Genomic DNA, 17,405 nt, shown 5'->3' on the forward strand with positions numbered 1-17,405 from the left:
CCGCCCGCGAACCCACACCGATGAAAGCCCCGCATGTCCCGCATGTCCCGCACCGATAGCCCCCTGCTGCACCTGCATCCCAACGACAACGTGCTGGTCGCCAGGACCGCTCTGTCGCTGGGCCAGGAGATTCCCGAACTGGGCGTGCGCGCCCGCGCCCAGGTGCCTGCGGGCCACAAGATCGCCGCGCGCCGCATCGCAGAGGGCGAGCAGGTGAAGAAGAACGACACCGTGATCGGCGTGGCCACGCGTGAGCTGGAGGCCGGCGACTATGTGCACAGCCACAACCTGCGCATCGTGGACTACTACCGTGACCCGGCCTTCGGCGCCGATGTGCGGCCCGTGGACTATGTGCCGGAGGCGCAGCGCGCCAGCTTCCAGGGCTTTGTGCGCGCCGGCGGCGGCGTGGGCACGCGCAACTTCATCGGCATCCTGTCGTCGGTGAACTGCTCGGCCACGGTGATCAAGCGCATTGCCGCGCATTTCACGGCCGAGCGCATGGCTGCCTTCCCCAACGTGGACGGCGTGGTGGCGTTTGCCCAGACCAGCGGCTGCGGCATGTCCTCGCCCAGCGAGCATTTCGACGTGCTGCGCCGCACGCTGGCCGGCTATGCGCGCCACCCGAACCTGGCCGGCGTGCTCATCGTGGGCCTGGGCTGCGAGCGCAACCAGGTCGATGCCCTGGTGGAGTCTCAGGGCCTGAGCGAAGGCCGGCTCATGCGCACTCTGGTGATGCAGGAAGTGGGCGGCACGCGCGTGACCATAGAGGCAGGCATCCGCGCCATCGAAGAGATGCTTCCCGAAGCCGATGCCGCGCGGCGCAGCACGGTCAGCGCCAGCCACCTGAAGATCGGTCTGGAGTGCGGCGGCTCGGACGGCTTTTCGGGCATCACGGCCAACCCGGCCCTGGGCGCGGCCATGGACATCCTGGTGCGCCACGGCGGCACGGCCATCCTGTCGGAAACGCCCGAGATCCATGGCGTGGAGTTCATGCTCACGCGCCGCGCCATCACGCCAGCCGTGGGGCAGAAGCTGCTGGACCGCCTGGCCTGGTGGGAGCGCTACGCGGCCGGGCAGAACGCCCAGTTCAACGGCATGGTCGGCCACGGCAACCAGGCCGGCGGCCTGGCCAACATCTTCGAGAAATCGCTGGGATCGGCCATGAAGGGCGGCACCACGCCGCTGCGCGCCGTCTACGAATATGCCGAGCCCATCACCGAGCCTGGCTTTGTGTTCATGGACTCGCCGGGCTACGACCCCGTGGCCTCCACGGGCCAGATTGCCAGCGGCGCGCACCTGATCTGCTTCACCACGGGGCGCGGCTCCATGTTCGGCAGCAAGCCCGCGCCCACCATCAAGCTGGCCAGCAACACGCCCATGTACCGCCGTCTGGAAGAGGACATGGACATCAACTGCGGCCTGATCGTGGACGGCGAATGCGGCGTGCCCGAGATGGGGCAGCGCATCTTCGCGCAGATCCTGCGCCACGCCAGCGGCGAGCCCACCAAGAGCGAGGCCCTGGGCCTGGGCGACCATGAGTTCGTGCCCTGGCACCTGGGCATCGTGAGCTGAGCCGCCCCTTACAACACCTGCATCCACCGATTCCATGCCACTGACCCTGACCCGCCCCGAGCTGCTGCGCAGCGCCAACTTCATCGCCGGCCAATGGACGACCGCGACTACCACTGCGACGGCCACGCCCGCCGCACCCGCCCCGCGCCTGGCCGTGACCGACCCCGCCACGGGCGCACTGATCACCGAGGTGCCCGACTCCGGCGCCGCCGAGGCCCGCGCCGCGCTGGACGCCGCGCATGCCGCCTTCCCCGCCTGGCGCAAGACGCCCGCCAAACAGCGCGCCGCCATCATCAAGCGCTGGAACGACCTGGTGCTGGCCCACCAGGACGACCTGGGCCGGCTCATCAGCCGCGAGCAGGGCAAGCCCCTGGCCGAGGGCAAGGGCGAGGTCGCCTACGCGGCCAGCTACATCGAATGGTTCGCCGAAGAGGCCACGCGCATGAACGGCGAGATCATTCCCGCACCCGTGCCGGGCCGGCGCATGTTTGCGCTGCGCGAGCCCGTGGGCGTGGTGGCCGCCATCACGCCCTGGAACTTTCCGGCCGCCATGATCGCCCGCAAGATCGCGCCCGCGCTGGCCGCCGGCTGCACCGTGGTCTGCAAGCCCGCGGAAGACACGCCGCTGACCTCGCTGGCCCTGGTGCTGCTGGCCCAGGAGGCAGGCGTGCCGGCCGGCGTGCTCAACATCGTCACGGCCTCGCGCGAGAAGACGCCCGAGGTGGTGGATGTCTGGCTGGACGACGCGCGCGTGCGCAAGATCACCTTCACGGGCTCCACGCCCGTGGGCAAGCACCTGGCGCGGCGCAGCGCCGACACGCTCAAGAAGCTCTCGCTGGAGCTGGGCGGCAATGCGCCCTTCATCGTCTTCGAGGATGCCGACATCGATGCCGCCGTCGACGGCTTCATGGCCGCCAAGTTCCGCAATGGCGGCCAGACCTGCGTGTGCCCCAACCGCGTCTTCGTGCACCGCAGCGTGCACGACACGTTCGCACAGAAGCTGGCCGCGCGCGTGGCCGCGCTGCACGTGGGCCCGGCCAGCGACCCGGCCTCGCAGATCGGCCCCATGATCAACGCGCGCGCCGTGGAAAAGATCGAGCGCCATGTGCAGGACGCCGTGGCGCGCGGCGCCAGGGTGCTCACGGGCGGCAGGCGCCTGGATGCCCTGGGCGCCAACTACTACGCGCCCACCGTGCTCACGGGCGCAGATGCCTCCATGGCCTGCGCCTGCGAGGAAACCTTCGGTCCCGTGGCGCCGCTCACCGTCTTCGACAGCGAGGACGAGGTCATCGCCGCCGCCAACGACACGCCCTTCGGCCTGGCCGCCTACTTCTACAGCAACGACGCGCGCCGCATCTGGCGCATGGCCGATGCGTTGGAGACCGGCATCGTCGGCATCAACGAAGGCGCGCTGGCCGCCGAGGCAGCGCCCTTCGGCGGCGTCAAGGAATCGGGCTACGGCCGCGAGGGCTCCACCCACGGCCTGGACGACTACCTGCACACCAAGTACGTCTGCCAGGGCCTGCTGGACTGAATCTTTCCATCAACGAAATCACCGGACACCATGCCAGCCCATAACCCCTTCAAGACCGCCCTGGCCGCAGGCCAGCCTCGCATCGGCCTGTGGCTGTCCATGGCCGACCCCTACCTGGCCGAGGCGGCCGCCACCTGCGGCTATGACTGGCTGCTGATCGACGGCGAGCACGCGCCCAACGACGTGCGCAGCACCCTGGCCGCGCTGCAGGCCGTGGCCCCGCACCCGGCCCAGGCCGTGGTGCGCGTGGTCGAAGGCAGCACGGCACTGATCAAGCAGATGCTGGACATAGGCGCCACCACCTTGCTCGTGCCCATGGTGGACACGGCCGAACAGGCGCGCGCCGTGGTGGCCGCCACGCGCTACCCGCCGCTGGGCGTGCGCGGCGTGGGCAGCGCCGTGGGCCGCGCATCGCAGTGGAGCGCACGCGCCGACTACCTGCAGGTGGCCGACGACGAGGTCTGCCTGCTGGTACAGGCCGAGACCGTGGCCGCGCTGCAGAACCTGCCGGCCATCTGCGCGGTGGACGGCGTGCACGGCGTCTTCATCGGCCCCGCCGACCTGGCCGCCTCCATGGGCCACCGCGGCAACCCGGGCCACCCCGAAGTGCAGGCCGCCATCGAGGGCGCCATGAAGACCATCATCGCCAGCGGCAAGGCGGCCGGCACCCTGACCTCGGACCCCGCCCTGGCCCGCCGCTACCTGGACCTGGGCTGCAGCTTCGTGGCCGTGGGCGTGGATGTGCTGCTGTTTGCGAATGCGGCGCGCAGGCTGCGGGGGCAGTTCGATGATTCGCCGGTGGCCGCGCCTGCACAGCAGGCAGCTGCCGCCTATTGAATCAGCCAGCCACCAGCCAGGCCAGCAGCCCCGCCGCCGCTGCAGCGGCCGCCACACGCCGCGCGAACTGCGGCGCATAGGTCAGCAGCAGGCCCAAGGCCAGGGCCGCAAAGGTGAGCAGGCCCAGCCAGGCGGCCACGGCCACCGAGGCATTCCAGCGCAGCAGGCAGGGCGCCAGCGATAGGGCCAACAGCGCGTAGCCGGCCAGCCGCCAGGCCTTCAGGCGCGCGGGTGCCAGGCCTTCGGTGCCCAGTTGGTCCTGGTGCCGGTCCATGGAAGCGGCAATGACGGCAAAGCCTGCAAAGGCCAGGCAAAGGGTGGCAAGAATCATCATGACGCGCGCTCCAGCGTGGAGGCATGGCTGGCGGCGCGGGCTTGCGTGCGGGGGGCTGCAGGCGCTGCAGCCGCTGCCGGCTTGCCGCGCAGCAGCCACCAGGCCACCACGCCGTGGATGGCGGCCAGGCCCAGCATCAGCAACTCGAAGCTGGCGATGCTCCACTGCCCGTTGGCCATGGTCTGCACCAGCGATGCGCCGCCCGTCAGCAGGTTGAGCAGGGGCAGCAGCGCATACAGCACGGCGGCCAGCGCCATCTGCTGCAGCCAGGCATTGCGGTGCGAGACCCGCAGCGGATGCAGCAGGCACAGCAGCCAGATCAGGAAGAAGCCGTTGATCTCCCAATCACTGCGCGCCTGCATGGGCACGGGCAGCAGGCGGTTGAGCCAGAAGAAGCCGGCCACGGCCACCGACAGGCCCGCGATGGAGCCCACGTTGAGCACCTCCACCAGACGGTGGCCGAAGGGCGTGCGGCCCAGCTTGCGGCGCTCGGGCATGCGCTTGACCACCCACAGCACCATGCCGGACGCGGCCATGAAGGTGCCGACCACGCCGCTGAGCAGCAGCAGCCAGCGCGTGGCGGGCTCTGCAAAGCGACCCAGGTGCACGCCGGTGATCACGTTGCTGGTGGCACGCACCCAGGAGATGGCGGGCGCCTCGGGGCTGGCCTGCAACTGGCCGGTCACGCCGTCGAAGCGCAGCGTCTCGGACTGGCCCCGGTTGATGAGGCTCATGCCGCCGCCTTCGCGCAGCTCGACCACCGCGCGCGAGGTGCCGGGCGCGTTGACGGTGATGCTGCCCACGCCGTGCTCGGGCCAGCGGCGCGCGCCCTCGGCCAGCATGGGCGCGATGTCGGCCAGCGCGGCGGCCTGGCGCTCCTGTTTGCCACCACGCGCGCCAGGGCCCTGGTTGGCCGCCTGCCCGCGTGCACCGCGCACATCGGCGAAGTAGGCATTGGTGTCGCCGTTGTAGGCCGCCTGTATGCCCCAGGGCATGAGCATGAACATCAGCAGCACCAGTCCGCTGAAGGTGATGACGATGTGAAACGGCAGCGCCAGCACGGCCGTGGCGTTGTGCGCGTCCAGCCAGGAGCGCTGGCCCTTGCGCGGGCGGAAGGTGAAGAAGTCCGTGAAGATCTTCTTGTGCGTGATCACGCCCGTGATGATGGCCACGAACATCAGCATGGTGGCGAAGCCCACGATCCATCGGCCCCAGATGCGCGGCATGGCGTGCAGCTCGAAGTGGAAGCGGTAGAAGAAGTTGCCGGCGCGTGTCTCGCGCGGCTCCAGCTTCTCGCCCGTGGCGGCGTCGATCTCGGCGCGCTTGGTGCCTGCGCGGCCCGTGGCGGCGCCGGGCTCGCGCCAGGATGCGGCCACCGCCACCTGGCGCGGGCCGGGCAGGCCCAGCGTCCAGGTCGTGGCCTCCGGCGCGATGCGCTGCATGGCCTCCAGTGCGCGCTGCGCGGTATCGGCATCCTGCACCGAGCCGTGCAGCTCGGGCCGCATCCAGTCGTTGATCTCGTCGCGGAAATAGCTCAGGGTGCCCGTGAAGAACACCGCGTAGAGCAGCCAGCCCAGCAGCAGGCCGCTCCAGGTGTGCAGCCAGGACATGGACTGGCGCAGTCCCTCGGGTTTGCCGTCTGCCCTCATGCGGCGGCTCCGTTCGACAGCACCCAGGCCAGAAGTCCCAGGCCCGCGCCCGGCAGGCCGATCACGGCCCAGGCGCGCCAGGCGCTGGCGCAGCCAAAGGCCCACATGGCCGCCACGGCGTAGATGATGAAGGCCAGCAGCGTCGAGCCCAGCGCCGCATCGGCCCGTTCCACGCCCAGCCAGACCATGGCGCGCGCGCCCGTGGCGGCGCAGGCGGCCGACAGCAGATAGCCGCCGCCGATCGCCGCCAAGGCGCGCGAGGCCACGGCCACGCGGTAGCGCAGCAGGGATGGAGAGGACCCTCCCGGGGTCGAGGCTTGCATGGGGATGACCTTTCTTGCGGATCGTTGCCCGTCATGGACGCCGCGGCCGCTGCAGACACCGCTCGCAGGCCCGGACGGACAAAGGCGCCACAACAGTTCAAGGTCTGTGCGGCGCCGGGCGTTGGCCGCGCGCCTGGAGCACGCCGCCTTTCAAAGAGCGGGAATGATAATGATTTTTATTACCCGAGTCATTTAAAGAAATGCAAAGCCGGCCTCCTGTCACCGGCCCCGACCATCCCCCTGGCGCCTGTTCCCCTATCGCGCCCGCCCCGCCAGCCAGCGCCCGCCGAACTGGTTGATCACCATGCCCGCCAGCACGGCCAGCGTGCCCATCCACTGCATGAAGGTGGGCCGCTCGCCCAGCAGCAGCATGGCCGAGACCAGGCCTACCACGGGCACCATCAGAGACAGCGGCGCCACCGTGCCGGCCGCATAGCGCTGCAGCAGGCGCGTCCACAGGCCGTAGCCCAGCAGCGTGGCCAGCAGCGCCAGGTACAGGATGGAGGCCACGGCGGTCAGGTCGATCCCCGCCAGTTGCTGCACGACCGTATCCGCGCCATCGGTCCAGACAGCCAGGGCCATCAGCGGCGCAATGGGGAAGATGCTGCTCCAGACGATGAAGGGGAAAGGCTCGTAGGGGCCGCTGCGCGCCGCATAGCGCGTGATCATGTTGGACACGGCCCACATGCAGGCTGCGCCCACGGTCAGCAAAAAGCCGGCCAGCGTCATGGCGTTGTCGCCTTCGCCATGGGCGCTGCCAATGGCAACCAGCCCGCCCAGCGATACCACCAGGCCCAGCCAATGCCACAGGCGCGCGGGCTCGCCCAGCAGGAAGGCGGCCAGCAGCAGCGTGACGAAGGCCTGCGTCTGCAGCACCACCGAGGCCATGCCGGCCGGCATGCCCAGCTTCAGGCCCAGGAACAGCATGCCGAACTGGCCCACGCCCTGCACCAGCCCATAGGCGGCCAGATAGCGCCAGCCCACCGACTTGGGCGGGCGCACGAACAGCAAAAAGGGCAGCGACGCCACCACGAAGCGCAGCGCGCTCAGCAGCATGGGCGACAGCGTCAGCAGGCCGAACTTCATGGCCACGAAGTTGGTGCCCCAGATCAGGATGACCAGCAGCGCACGCGCCCAGTCGCCACGGCTCAGGTGCTGCGCGGTCATGCCCTGCCCTCGGTGCAGCGGGGCCTGCAATGGTCAGGGACAGCGGCCGGCAGCACCGGCAAGGAACAGGAAGAAGGCATGGCGGGCAATGGGCAAAAAGAAAAGGGGCGGATCACATCCGCCCCCGGCGTTTGTACCACCGCAGCCCGTGCGCTGCCGGGCGGCCGTGGCTCGACCCTGGGGTTCAGTCCGCCGCGTAGTCGATGGGATCGTGGGCATGCTGGCGCCCCAGCGCGCCGGCCATGGCCAGCATGAAGGCCAGGCCGCGCCGCACATCGGGCTCGCGTGCCATGCGCATCAGGCCGATCAGGGTGGGCGTTTCCTCCATGGCGTGCACCTGGGCCGCCGCCATGCGCGCGGCATTGCCCGCGGCCCAGGCCCCGCCCACGCCATCCTCGAAGGCCTTGGCGACCTTCTCGACCATGTAGTCGTCTGCCATGTCCACCAGGTCCGCCGTGGCCGACAGCAGATCGACCACGCGGTTCAGGCGCCGGCCCACCAGCAGCGGCTCCAGCTTGCCCATCAGTTCGGCCAGCCCCTGCAGCGCGGCGTCGTCCTGCAGCAGGCCGCCGGCGGCGGGCTGCGCCACGGGAATGTCGGAAGCGATGTTCATCTCGGTGCTCCTTGTCTTCGTGCTTGGAATGACAATGCAAAGGCCATGGCCTCAGACCAGGGCGCGGGCCACGGCCCAGTACATGCCGCGGTTGAAGCCCTTGCGCATCATCGAGCCGACCTTGGTCGGCGGCGTGGGCTTGACGTCGACCTGGTAGTCGTACCAAAGCGGCATGCCGCCGTCCAGGCCCATCTGGGCGATGGCCACCACGCGCCCGTCGTAGGCATCGCTGGTGCGGCCGAAGCGGATCTGCGAGGCGATGTTGTTCACCACCACGGGCGACTGGTTGTGGCAGGCGCCGCCGGCCTTGCTCACCGGCAGGTCCACCGTATCGCCCAGCACATAGACATGGCTCTGGCCCAGCACCTGCATGGTCTCGTGGTCGGTGGGCAGCCAGCCTTCGCCATCCTGCGCCTGCGACAGGCCACAGTCGCGCACGGCCTGCACGGCGCGTATCGGCGGCGTGGCCATGAGGATGTCGAAGTCTTCGGCCTGGCCCTCCTCCGAGTGGGCCACCTTGGCCTCGGGGTCCACGCGCGCCAGCGTGAATCCGCGCTGGTGGCGAATGCCGCGCTGCTCGAACACCGTGGGCAGGATCTCGCAGGTGTCCTTCTGCAGGAACAGGCAGTTGCGCAGCAACTGCGAGACCGTGGGATAGGTGTAGACGATCTCCACCTTGTCGCGCACGCCGCGCCGGCGCAGCAGGTCGTCCAGCATCAGCGTGGTCTCTATGGGCGCGATGCCGCACTGGTGCGGCACATTGGGCGTCTTGGGAAAGGTGACGGTGACGAAGATGCGGCCCTTTTCTATGCGCGCCAGCTTGTCGGCCAGCTGCCGCGCGGGCGCGTGCTGGTAGAAGTGGTCGCCGGCCTCGGCCAGGCCTTCGATACGCTCGGGCGAAGGCACGCAGCCCGTGGAGATCACCAGATGGTCGTAGCCGAAGCGCTTGCCGCTCCTGCAGTGCACGGCCTGCAGCGCAAAGTCGAAACGCTCCACCTCTTCCACCTGGAAGTCGATCTCGGGCCGCAGCAGGCCACGCTGCCTGCGCCGCAGCTCGTCGCGAAAGAAGGCATTGAAGGCCACGTACATGAAGGCCGGCTTGTAGTAGTGCCAGGGCGAGTTCGACAGCATGGTGATGCGCACCTTGCCCGTGACCACCTCCGGATACAGCTTGCTGACCAGGTGGTTGGCGGTCATGGTGCCGCCAATGCCCCCTCCGATGATCAAGATGTGATGCGCCATCCCTGCTACTCCTTGTGCTTTCGCCTCAGTGGAACAACCGCTGGCGCCGCACGGCGCCAGCGCCGGAAAATGCGCCGCTCAGTCAGGCTTGAGCGATCGCCACACCCCGTCCCAGAGCGCGTCGAACAGGGGCTCTATGGGCGTGTCGATGATGCCGTCCAGCCGCAGGCAGATCATGCGGATCGCGCTGCCGTACATCAGGCTGGCCGCCACCATGGGCTCCATCTGGCGGATCTCGCCATCGGTCATGCCGGCGAACACGAAGCCGCGCATGCGCACGAAGGCCGAGGCCGAGCAGATGGCCTGCTCGTCGGGCAGAAACTCACGGTGGCGCGCATTGACCACGAAGCCCATGGCCTCGGGCTCGGCCTCGGCCAGCCCGAACAGCATGCGCAGCACCTCGCGGCAGCGCTGGGCGCTGCCCGCGTGCCGCTCCTCGATATCGTCAAGCAGCACATTCATGCGCGCCAGCAAATGCCGGTACAGCTCGCGCGCAATGCCTTCCTTGTCGGCAAAGTGGTTGTAGAAGAAACCGATGGACACGCCGGCCTCGGCGCACAGGTCCTGTATCGAGGTATTGAAGAAGCCCCGCTCCACGAACAGCCTGAGCGCCACGCGCAGCGTCTGCACATGGCGCGAACCCGCATGCGGGAAGAAGGTCCAGGCCTCGTCTTGCATGGGAAATGATCGTAGAACGAATCTTCATTCTATTTTCACAAGCACGTGCAAACTACACCAGGGTTTTCCTGGACCTTGGCCTCAATCCATCAGCCGGAGTGCCTCGGCAAGCGATGCCACGTTGGCGATGCCCAGCTTTTCGTAGATGGAGCGGATCTGATTGCGCACCGTGGCAGGAGCACGCTGGAGTTGGACTGCAATCTGCTTGTGGGTCAGGCCCCGGACCACAAGCCGGGCAACCGTGGCTTCGCGGGGGGACAGCCCGTCGGCTGCGCACCGGGGGCGCGCTCGCAACCACAGCAGACCGTGCTGCGTGAACAGCGTGATGACCAGGGTGTGGGCCACCAGACGATGGGCGCCGCCCTGTGCCGCAGTCTGCACGGCCGCAGGCAGGCGAGGACCTTGCCAGCCCGGCCATTCGGCGCGCAAGGCGTGCTCGAAGACGACGTCCATGTGGTGGATGATGCCGCGCGGGTCTGCCAGTGCCGAGCCCAACCGATCACGGGCCAGGCCCTGCCGAAGCTGCCCCAGATGCGTGAGGCGGTTGAGTTCCAGCGCCTGCTGCACATGGGGCAGCAGCGCGGCCAGCAGTTGGCGCTCGCCCTCGGTGCAATGCGCATCCGTGCGGGCGCGAAACAGCGTGAGCCAGCGCGTGTAAAGAGTGCTCGGGTTCAGCATCCCGCCGATGAAGAAGTGCGACTGCTCGAAGCGCCTGCCGTAGTCGCGCAGCGCCCCCTGATGCCGGCCACTGAACCAGGTCCTCGCTTCGAAGGCCAGCGTCTCGCTGGGATGCATGGTGACGGCCTGCGCCGCCGTGTCCAGGTGCTTGACCTCTTCATAGGCCTGCAGCATTTCGGGCGGCTGCCGGTGAAGGTGGATGGTGTGGACATCGATGCCGGCCGCCGTCATGGTGGCCGAGCCCCACATGGCCGAGTCGAAGGGCAGCACGGGTTTGAGCAGGTCCAGCGCCTGGTCCTGGAAATGTTCGACAGGCTGCTCGTGCGATAGCCGGTAGAGGTTCAGCAGCAGGTGGTTGTATGCAGCGTCCATGGCGGCTTGCCTGCCTCTCTTCGATACGTTGAGATCGACTGCACGGGCGGGTGTTGCGCGAGCCGTGCCCTCTTGCCCCACCCCGGCAGCGCTTCAGGATAGTGCAATTGCATCATTTTGTTTGTTGCGTGTCACACATAGAGTTGGCTTGCCACCCACATTCCTGTACCGACACCATGCAAATCCACCCCAGTGCATCCACTTCCTTTCCCGCCGTGCGCCCTTTGCTGCTGTGCGGCCTTGTTGCAAGCCTCTATGCCTGTGGAGGAGGCAGCGGCGGCACCGACAGCGGCGGGGGCACCGGCGGCGGCACCGTGACACAGCCGGCCATCACGCTGTCAGGCACCGTCGCCATCGACCAGGCCGTGCGCAACGCTGCAGTCTGCGTGGATCTGAACGCCAATGCAGCCTGCGACACGGGCGAGCCCAGCGCAGCGGCCACCGGCAGCGACGGCACGTTCAGCCTGACCTATCAACCCGGCGATGCGGCAGCCACCGCTGCCTTCAACCAGGCTCCCGTGCTGGCTCGCATCACACCCGAATCCGTGGACGCTGCGGACCCCACCAGCACCGCCACAGCCAAGGCGTTCGTGCTGTCTGCACCGGCTGGCAAATCCGCGCAGATCAATCCACTGACCAGCCTGGTGCAAAAGGCCATCGCGGCCGGCACGGCCAGGGAAGTGGCCGAGGCTGCAGTGGCCCGCCAGCTCGGCATCGACGCCGCCAGGATCTACGACTACCAGAGCGACGCGGCCTCCAGTGCCGCCGTGCTTGCGGATACCGCGCGCACAGCCGCCAAGGTCACCGCCTACGCGCTTGAGTTGGGCGTGCCTATCCAGGTGACGGCACCTGGCGCAGCGGCCGTGGCATCGAACCAACTGGCGTTCCTGAACTATGGCAACGCGCAGAACTACTCCGTGCGTGAACGCAGGTCCGACGGCGTCGTCCAGGCAGACGGCTTTGCCCACCAGTTCGAGACACGCAGCGGAAAAACCAACGGTGCACCCAGTACGCAGGAAGCGCTGTTCCCGTCCGTCACGCTCACCAGCACCGGATGGACGCGCTGCGACAGTTCCGTTGCGCGCCTGACGACACAGGGGGTTCCCTCGCGCACACTGCTGTGCAACCAGTCCACCGCCTACCTGGGCTTTACCACCGCTTCGCAGGACGTCAGCGGCAAGCCCATGGCCGAAGTCATCACGCAATTGCGTGCCGGAGACACAACGCTGCAGGCCGAGGGCATCCGCCATGACCGCTCCATCGAAATGGACCCTGCCACGCTGGGCTCGGCCGTCTTCCCGCAGGGCGCACAGATGCGCACTGCACTGTCGGTGCAGTTGAACCGGTCGCCGGCCTTCATCAACAACACGGCCACGGACCGCTTCGGCTTCGCCACGCTGGAAGCCATGATTGCCGGCCGCCCGACCAGCGCGGTGAACCTGTCGACTCCAGCCACCGTGCGCGCCTCGACAGTCGGGGCGGCGGGGCCGGTCGATGCCAACCATGTGTTGCGCGTGGCCTTCATCGATGCGGCCAACGCCCAGTTCTACAGCTGTGAGTCCACCCCTCCGGCCTACAGCGATCTGGGCGCCTGCACCGTGCATTCGCAAAGCGCGTACACCCTCTCCACCTCCCAGGGCGTGCGCCTGCTGAGCTTTGCCGACTTCCCTGGCAAGACCTTCATGCAAGGCGTGACGCGGGGCTATACGGAATTCGACGGCAGCGTATTCGGCTATCGCCTGCCTGCCGCCATTGCCAGCGAAGACCAGGCACTCAGCTATTCCACCCGGCTGAACGGCGTGGCCTGGGCTGCCATGAAAACGGTTCTGGGCATTGAGTGAGCCTTGCAGCCGGGAGCGGGCATTTCAAGCAAGGGATGGGGCGAGGCATCCCACGCGGCGCCCCGCAGCCGCGTGGGCCGGCATGCCGGGCATGCATGCCTCAGCTCCATCCTGCCGGACCGTAGAATCCGCGCGCAGCCATTGGAGACAGAGACAACAATGACGGGCTGCACACGAATCCGACCCAAAGGCCTTTTGCAAATGCAACTCCCCATCCACGTCATCGACGCATTCACATCGGAACGATTCAAGGGCAATCAGGCCGCCGTCATTCCCCTGGATGCATGGCTTGCCGATTCCACGCTGCAGGCCATTGCCGCCGAGAACAATCTTTCGGAGACCTCTTTCCTGGTCTGGAGTGGCGAGCGCGCCGCCTTCGAGATCCGCTGGTTCTCCCCCCTGACCGAGATCGCGTTCTGCGGCCACGCCACGCTGGCGAGCGCCTTCGTGCTCTTCGAGGCCGACCCGGCGCTGAGCAGCATCACGTTCTGGGCCGCTGCCGTGGGCAAGGTCACCGCCACGCAGGAGGATGGCGGACGCATCGTCATGACCTTCCCGCGCCGCGATGCCAAGCCGCTGGATGAGGTGCCCGCCGCACTGCGCGAAGGCCTGACGCCCGCACCCACGGCCTATCTCGTGAACCAGCAGGCCTACGTGGCCGTCTACGCAACCGAAGACCAGGTGCGAGCCGTCAAACCGGACCTGGAGCGCCTCAAATCGCTGGGCCCGCTGGACGTGGTGGTGACGGCGCCTGCGGATGCGGGCGCCTCCCATGACTTCGTCAGCCGCTACTTCTGGCCCGCCAATGGCGGCGAGGAAGATCCCGTCACGGGCTCCATCCATGCGGCGCTTGCACCCTACTGGGCGGGCAGGCTGGGCAAGAACCGCCTGGTCGGCCACCAGGCCTCTCGCCGCACGGGCACGCTGTTTTGCGAGGTGACCGATGCCAGCGTCGAGGTGGCGGGCCATTGCGCGCGTTATCTGACCGGGACCATTACCGTCTGACGCCCGACTTTGCGCTGGCACGCAGGTACCATCCGCGCATGAGTACCCACTACGAATCACTGTCGCAAGCCGACGCCTACCGCGACGCCTTCGGCGTGGAGGCGCCTGCCGCCAGCGAGCGCAACATGACACCGCGCAAGTCCGGCTTTTTCATCCGCAGCGTCGCCGTGGCCGCGGATGCCGCCACCGAACAGCAAGAACCCTCCGCTTCCGACACACCGCCCGCGCCTGCGGCGCCGCCCGCACGCGAGCTGGTTGCCGCCCAATGGGGCCTGGTGCCGCACTGGGTGAAGTCGGCCTCCGATGGACGGCTGCGCGCGCTCAAGCTGGTGAATGCGCGTTCGGAGACCGTCTCCACGGCCCAGGCCTTCCGCGATGCCTGGCTCAATGGCCAGCGCTGCATCGTGCCCATGGCCGCCTTTTTCGAGGATGACTACCGCAACGGCAAGGCCCTGCCCACGCGCATCTCGCGCATCGACGGCAAGCCCATGGGCGTGGCCGGCGTGTGGGCGCAGTGGACGGGCCCGGATGGCGAGGTGCTGCTGAGCTACACCCTGCTCACGGTCAACGCCAACAGCCATGCGCTGCTGCACCGCTACCAGCAGCCCGGCGCGGAAAAGCGCATGCCGGCGATTCTCAACGAAGGCGCCTACGACGCCTGGCTCAACGCGCGCGTGGAAAAGGCGCGCGAGTTCATGCGCCAGTACCCGTCCAACTGGCTCACCGCCAACCCCGTGGAGCGAAAGGCCGACAAGCGGCCTCCAGGGCTGATGGGCTGATGGGCCTTGTCCCCCGCGCTACGGCGCCTTGGGCAACGCGTTGATGGAGCGCAGGATGTCGCGCGTAATGCCCTGGCGCTTGGGCAGGTCGGCCAGCCGGTGGGGCGTGTCCATGTTCATGGCGAAGAACACGGGGCCGGCAGGCCATTCCACCCAGCCCACCCACCAGCCGATACGGCCCGTCCAGCCGGTTTTGGCGCGCAGTATCCAGTCGGCGCCGGCCTCGTTGACCATCACGTCCTTCACCAGCCGCTGGTGCTCCACCGGCAATGGCAGCCGATTGCGGTACAGCCGCTGCAGGAAGGCGACCTGCTCCAGCGCCGAGATGGCCAGGTCGCCCTCCACCCAGAAAGGCGCCTCGCCCGTGGCCAGCGCATTGCCGTAGTCGATCTTGCGCATGTAGGCAGCCTCACGCGCGCTGCCAAGCTCCCTGGCAAAGCCTTCGTACACCCAGACGGTGGAGTTGCGCATGGCCGAGCGCAGGTCCTGATCGGCATTCCAGGCCGGCAACTGGCGCTTCACGCCATCCCAGGCAATGCGCTGGAATTCATCGCGCACCAGCCCGGCGTCCAGCGCGAACAGGCTGTGCGGGATCTTGAAGGTGGAAGCGGGCGAGTAGCGCCGCGCCGCGCGTTCACGGTTGTGGACGTAGACGGCTTCGGCCGGGCCTCTGGCATCGACCACGACGATGCTGCCATCGACCTTGGCATCGGCAAAAAAGCGGGCCCACTCGGGCCTGTCCTGCAGTTCGGCAGCCGCCAGCGCCGCCTGTGACAGACAGGCGAGCAGCGCGGCGCACATCAGATTTCTTCGATTCATGCCGGCAGTTTAAGAGCTGCACCACCGCACGCCGATGGTGCACCGCCCGCCCGGCTGCCCTGTTTTGACTCGCGGTTTTCCCGTTTTGGTGTTCCGGCTGCATCGCACGGCCCCCAAGGGCCCCGTCTGCGCTGGCACGACTTGTGCAAGGCCGCTGCAGGCCGGCCAATGCAGCCATGGCGGCAACGGCAGACGGCCCCATGACCACAACAAACAAGGGAGTCATTGCATGCACAGGTGCGCACAGGCATTGAGAACATTGGTGGCGGGAGGATGGGTCGCCGTCCTGGGTGCGGCGCAGACGGCGCAGGCGGCCGAGCAGGCGATCACGCGGCCGTCGCTGGTGGCGGTGGAATCCATCAGCGCCGTGGACACGGTCTGGCTGATGACGGCCACGGTGCTGGTGCTGCTGATGACGCTGCCCGGCATTGCGCTGTTCTATGCGGGCATGGTGCGCCGCAAGAACGTGCTCAACACCATGGCCAGCGTGGTGGCGATTGCCTGCCTGGTCAGCATTCTGTGGTTCGCACTGGGCTATTCGCTGGCCTTCACGCCCGGCAATGCGTGGATAGGCGGTGATTCGCGCGCCTGGTTCGCGGGGCTGGATTTCAACGCCGCCAAGGGCCTGGTGGCCGTGAGCCACCTGGCGCCGCATGTGCCCGAAGCAGCCTATGCGATGTTCCAGCTGGCCTTTGCCGTGATCACCGCCGCCTTGCTGGTGGGCGCCTGGGTGGAGCGCATGCGCTTCGGTGCCATGCTGATCTTCGTGGGCTTGTGGAGCCTGCTGGTTTATGCCCCGGTGGCGCACTGGGTGTGGGAGCCGGGCGGCTGGCTGGCGCGCATGGGCGCGCTGGACTTTGCCGGGGGCACCGTGGTGCATGTGAACGCGGGCGTGGCCGGGCTGGTCTGCGCCTGGTTCCTGCGGCCGCGCCGCGGCTACGGGCACGAGCCCTTCGAGCCCTACAACCTGGCCCTGACCATGATGGGCGCGGCCCTGCTGTGGATGGGCTGGTTCGGCTTCAACGCCGGCTCATCGCTGGCCGGGGACAGCCGGGCGGCGCTGGCGCTGGCCGTCACCCACATTGCCGCGAGCGCGGGCGCCCTGGCCTGGTCGCTGGCCGAGTATGTGGTGCGCGGCAAGGCCACGCTGCTGGGCCTGTGCTCGGGGCTGGTCGGCGGCCTGGTGGCGATCACGCCGGCAGCCGGTTTCGTGACGCCGCTGTCGGCGCTGTGCATCGGCCTGATCGCCGGTGTCGCCTGCTATTGGGGCGCAACGGGGCTCAAGCGGCTGCTGGGCGCGGACGATTCGCTGGATGTGTTTGGCGTGCATGGCGTGGGCGGCATCGTGGGATCGCTGCTGACCGGCGTGTTTGCCAGCCCGCAGATCGGCGGCGTGCAGGCCAGCGTGCTCACCCAGGCGGTGAGCGTGCTGGCCGTGGCCTTGTTCACGCTGGTGGCCACGGCGGCGCTGCTGTGGCTGCTGGACATGCTGATCGGCCTGCGCGTGGATGAGGAAAGCGAACTGCAGGGCCTGGACCTGGCGCTGCACCGCGAACGCCTGAGTGGATGAACGGCCGAGCCGCAAAGCGGCCCGGCGCCCGATGATCGTCAAACCGAAGGAGTGCCACTACATGCCCGAAAGCGAACTCCTGGCCATCGCAGCGCACCTGCATGTGCTGCTGCGCAGAAGCTGCGGCCGCGTGACCGATACCGAATGGCTGGCGGCCAATGCCGAGTACGCCGCCGAAATCATCCGCTTCGCCCGGGAGCAGGAAGGGGCGCGCAGCACGCCCGAACTGGTGGAATGGACCCATCGCTTCGAAGCGGCCTGGAATGCCGCGCTGGCCGGGCCCGCCGAGCGCTCGCCGCTCATGCAGCGCGCCGGCGAGCTGATGCGCCAGCGTGCGGAAAACCGCAAGTACGTGGGCACGCTGCGCTAGGGCCTGGCTGGCTCAGGCAGGA

17 protein-coding genes are annotated in these 17,405 nt (G+C 68.3%); 8 read left to right on the forward strand and 9 right to left on the reverse strand.

Going from position 1 to position 17,405, the window contains the following annotated elements; translation table 11 throughout:
- Positions 1 to 42 precede the first annotated feature (42 nt).
- Genes G4D77_RS07180 through hpaI form a run of 3 tightly spaced genes read left to right on the forward strand, consistent with a single transcriptional unit; the run spans position 43 to position 3,943 of the window.
- A complete protein-coding gene (locus tag G4D77_RS07180; RefSeq protein WP_154836403.1) occupies positions 43 to 1,572 on the forward strand; it encodes a UxaA family hydrolase in 1,530 nt (509 codons plus the stop codon).
- 34 nt (positions 1,573 to 1,606) lie between these two features.
- Positions 1,607 to 3,106, forward strand: coding sequence for an NAD-dependent succinate-semialdehyde dehydrogenase (locus G4D77_RS07185; protein WP_154834950.1), 1,500 nt, complete (start codon positions 1,607 to 1,609; stop codon positions 3,104 to 3,106).
- A 30-nt stretch (positions 3,107 to 3,136) separates the two neighbouring features.
- Positions 3,137 to 3,943: a 4-hydroxy-2-oxoheptanedioate aldolase gene (gene hpaI, locus G4D77_RS07190; protein WP_017406921.1), complete on the forward strand. Its 807-nt coding sequence runs from the start codon at positions 3,137 to 3,139 to the stop codon at positions 3,941 to 3,943.
- A 1-nt stretch (position 3,944) separates the two neighbouring features.
- Here hpaI and G4D77_RS07195 read toward each other — a convergent pair whose 3' ends face one another.
- From G4D77_RS07195 to G4D77_RS07230, 8 genes are all read right to left on the reverse strand, one after another.
- Positions 3,945 to 4,277: a DUF3325 domain-containing protein gene (locus G4D77_RS07195; RefSeq protein WP_154834952.1), complete on the reverse strand. Its 333-nt coding sequence runs from the start codon at positions 4,275 to 4,277 to the stop codon at positions 3,945 to 3,947.
- Positions 4,274 to 5,926 carry a PepSY-associated TM helix domain-containing protein gene (locus tag G4D77_RS07200; RefSeq protein ID WP_017406923.1) on the reverse strand — a complete coding sequence of 551 codons (1,653 nt, stop codon included), beginning with the start codon at positions 5,924 to 5,926 and terminating at the stop codon, positions 4,274 to 4,276. The genes G4D77_RS07195 and G4D77_RS07200 overlap by 4 nt, the downstream gene beginning before the upstream one ends.
- A complete protein-coding gene (locus G4D77_RS07205) occupies positions 5,923 to 6,249 on the reverse strand; it encodes a DUF3649 domain-containing protein (RefSeq protein WP_016449744.1) in 327 nt (108 codons plus the stop codon). The genes G4D77_RS07200 and G4D77_RS07205 overlap by 4 nt, the downstream gene beginning before the upstream one ends.
- A 255-nt stretch (positions 6,250 to 6,504) precedes the next feature.
- A complete protein-coding gene (locus G4D77_RS07210; protein ID WP_013803501.1) occupies positions 6,505 to 7,416 on the reverse strand; it encodes an O-acetylserine/cysteine exporter in 912 nt (303 codons plus the stop codon).
- 184 nt (positions 7,417 to 7,600) lie between these two features.
- A complete protein-coding gene (locus G4D77_RS07215) occupies positions 7,601 to 8,029 on the reverse strand; it encodes a helical membrane plugin domain-containing protein (RefSeq protein ID WP_154834954.1) in 429 nt (142 codons plus the stop codon).
- 51 nt (positions 8,030 to 8,080) lie between these two features.
- Entirely contained in the window at positions 8,081 to 9,271 is a 1,191-nt protein-coding gene (locus G4D77_RS07220) for an NAD(P)/FAD-dependent oxidoreductase (protein WP_016449746.1), read from the reverse strand.
- Between the two features lie 78 nt (positions 9,272 to 9,349).
- The gene (locus tag G4D77_RS07225) at positions 9,350 to 9,949 is read right to left on the reverse strand and encodes a TetR/AcrR family transcriptional regulator (protein WP_012204257.1); all 600 of its coding nucleotides are present in this window, start codon (positions 9,947 to 9,949) and stop codon (positions 9,350 to 9,352) included.
- Positions 9,950 to 10,030: 81 nt separating this feature from the next.
- Positions 10,031 to 10,999, reverse strand: a complete 969-nt coding sequence (locus G4D77_RS07230) for a helix-turn-helix transcriptional regulator (RefSeq protein WP_154834956.1) — start codon at positions 10,997 to 10,999, stop codon at positions 10,031 to 10,033.
- A gap of 176 nt (positions 11,000 to 11,175) precedes the next feature.
- Between G4D77_RS07230 and G4D77_RS07235 the strand changes: the two genes are divergently transcribed.
- From G4D77_RS07235 to G4D77_RS07245, 3 genes are all read left to right on the forward strand, one after another.
- Positions 11,176 to 12,840: a hypothetical protein gene (locus G4D77_RS07235; RefSeq protein ID WP_154834958.1), complete on the forward strand. Its 1,665-nt coding sequence runs from the start codon at positions 11,176 to 11,178 to the stop codon at positions 12,838 to 12,840.
- A gap of 201 nt (positions 12,841 to 13,041) precedes the next feature.
- Positions 13,042 to 13,845 carry a PhzF family phenazine biosynthesis protein gene (locus tag G4D77_RS07240; RefSeq protein WP_154834960.1) on the forward strand — a complete coding sequence of 268 codons (804 nt, stop codon included), beginning with the start codon at positions 13,042 to 13,044 and terminating at the stop codon, positions 13,843 to 13,845.
- A 38-nt stretch (positions 13,846 to 13,883) separates the two neighbouring features.
- Positions 13,884 to 14,624 carry an SOS response-associated peptidase gene (locus G4D77_RS07245; RefSeq protein WP_154834962.1) on the forward strand — a complete coding sequence of 247 codons (741 nt, stop codon included), beginning with the start codon at positions 13,884 to 13,886 and terminating at the stop codon, positions 14,622 to 14,624.
- An 18-nt stretch (positions 14,625 to 14,642) separates the two neighbouring features.
- Here G4D77_RS07245 and blaOXA read toward each other — a convergent pair whose 3' ends face one another.
- On the reverse strand, positions 14,643 to 15,443 hold the full coding sequence (blaOXA, locus tag G4D77_RS07250) for a class D beta-lactamase (RefSeq protein ID WP_250134265.1): 801 nt from the start codon (positions 15,441 to 15,443) through the stop codon (positions 14,643 to 14,645).
- Between the two features lie 229 nt (positions 15,444 to 15,672).
- Between blaOXA and G4D77_RS07255 the strand changes: the two genes are divergently transcribed.
- Both G4D77_RS07255 and G4D77_RS07260 read left to right on the forward strand, forming a co-directional pair.
- Positions 15,673 to 17,013 (forward strand): ammonium transporter, encoded by a 1,341-nt coding sequence (locus tag G4D77_RS07255; RefSeq protein ID WP_154834965.1) that lies wholly within the window; start codon positions 15,673 to 15,675, stop codon positions 17,011 to 17,013.
- Positions 17,014 to 17,074: 61 nt separating this feature from the next.
- Positions 17,075 to 17,383: a hypothetical protein gene (locus tag G4D77_RS07260; RefSeq protein WP_016449753.1), complete on the forward strand. Its 309-nt coding sequence runs from the start codon at positions 17,075 to 17,077 to the stop codon at positions 17,381 to 17,383.
- The last annotated feature ends 22 nt before the right edge of the window (positions 17,384 to 17,405 follow it).

Source organism: Delftia sp. WY8, from assembly GCF_018437695.1.
In the GTDB taxonomy this organism is placed as follows: Bacteria; Pseudomonadota; Gammaproteobacteria; order Burkholderiales; family Burkholderiaceae_C; genus Comamonas; species Comamonas tsuruhatensis.

Bases quoted from the DNA above. Each gene is read 5' to 3' on its own strand.
- G4D77_RS07180 (WP_154836403.1), top strand. From the start codon at position 43: ATGTCCCGCACCGATAGCCCCCTGCTGCACCTGCATCCCAACGACAAC.
- G4D77_RS07185 (WP_154834950.1), top strand. From the start codon at position 1,607: ATGCCACTGACCCTGACCCGCCCCGAGCTGCTGCGCAGCGCCAACTTC.
- hpaI (WP_017406921.1), top strand. From the start codon at position 3,137: ATGCCAGCCCATAACCCCTTCAAGACCGCCCTGGCCGCAGGCCAGCCT.
- G4D77_RS07195 (WP_154834952.1), bottom strand. From the start codon at position 4,277: ATGATGATTCTTGCCACCCTTTGCCTGGCCTTTGCAGGCTTTGCCGTC.
- G4D77_RS07200 (WP_017406923.1), bottom strand. From the start codon at position 5,926: ATGAGGGCAGACGGCAAACCCGAGGGACTGCGCCAGTCCATGTCCTGG.
- G4D77_RS07205 (WP_016449744.1), bottom strand. From the start codon at position 6,249: ATGCAAGCCTCGACCCCGGGAGGGTCCTCTCCATCCCTGCTGCGCTAC.
- G4D77_RS07210 (WP_013803501.1), bottom strand. From the start codon at position 7,416: ATGACCGCGCAGCACCTGAGCCGTGGCGACTGGGCGCGTGCGCTGCTG.
- G4D77_RS07215 (WP_154834954.1), bottom strand. From the start codon at position 8,029: ATGAACATCGCTTCCGACATTCCCGTGGCGCAGCCCGCCGCCGGCGGC.
- G4D77_RS07220 (WP_016449746.1), bottom strand. From the start codon at position 9,271: ATGGCGCATCACATCTTGATCATCGGAGGGGGCATTGGCGGCACCATG.
- G4D77_RS07225 (WP_012204257.1), bottom strand. From the start codon at position 9,949: ATGCAAGACGAGGCCTGGACCTTCTTCCCGCATGCGGGTTCGCGCCAT.
- G4D77_RS07230 (WP_154834956.1), bottom strand. From the start codon at position 10,999: ATGGACGCTGCATACAACCACCTGCTGCTGAACCTCTACCGGCTATCG.
- G4D77_RS07235 (WP_154834958.1), top strand. From the start codon at position 11,176: ATGCAAATCCACCCCAGTGCATCCACTTCCTTTCCCGCCGTGCGCCCT.
- G4D77_RS07240 (WP_154834960.1), top strand. From the start codon at position 13,042: ATGCAACTCCCCATCCACGTCATCGACGCATTCACATCGGAACGATTC.
- G4D77_RS07245 (WP_154834962.1), top strand. From the start codon at position 13,884: ATGAGTACCCACTACGAATCACTGTCGCAAGCCGACGCCTACCGCGAC.
- blaOXA (WP_250134265.1), bottom strand. From the start codon at position 15,443: ATGAATCGAAGAAATCTGATGTGCGCCGCGCTGCTCGCCTGTCTGTCA.
- G4D77_RS07255 (WP_154834965.1), top strand. From the start codon at position 15,673: ATGCACAGGTGCGCACAGGCATTGAGAACATTGGTGGCGGGAGGATGG.
- G4D77_RS07260 (WP_016449753.1), top strand. From the start codon at position 17,075: ATGCCCGAAAGCGAACTCCTGGCCATCGCAGCGCACCTGCATGTGCTG.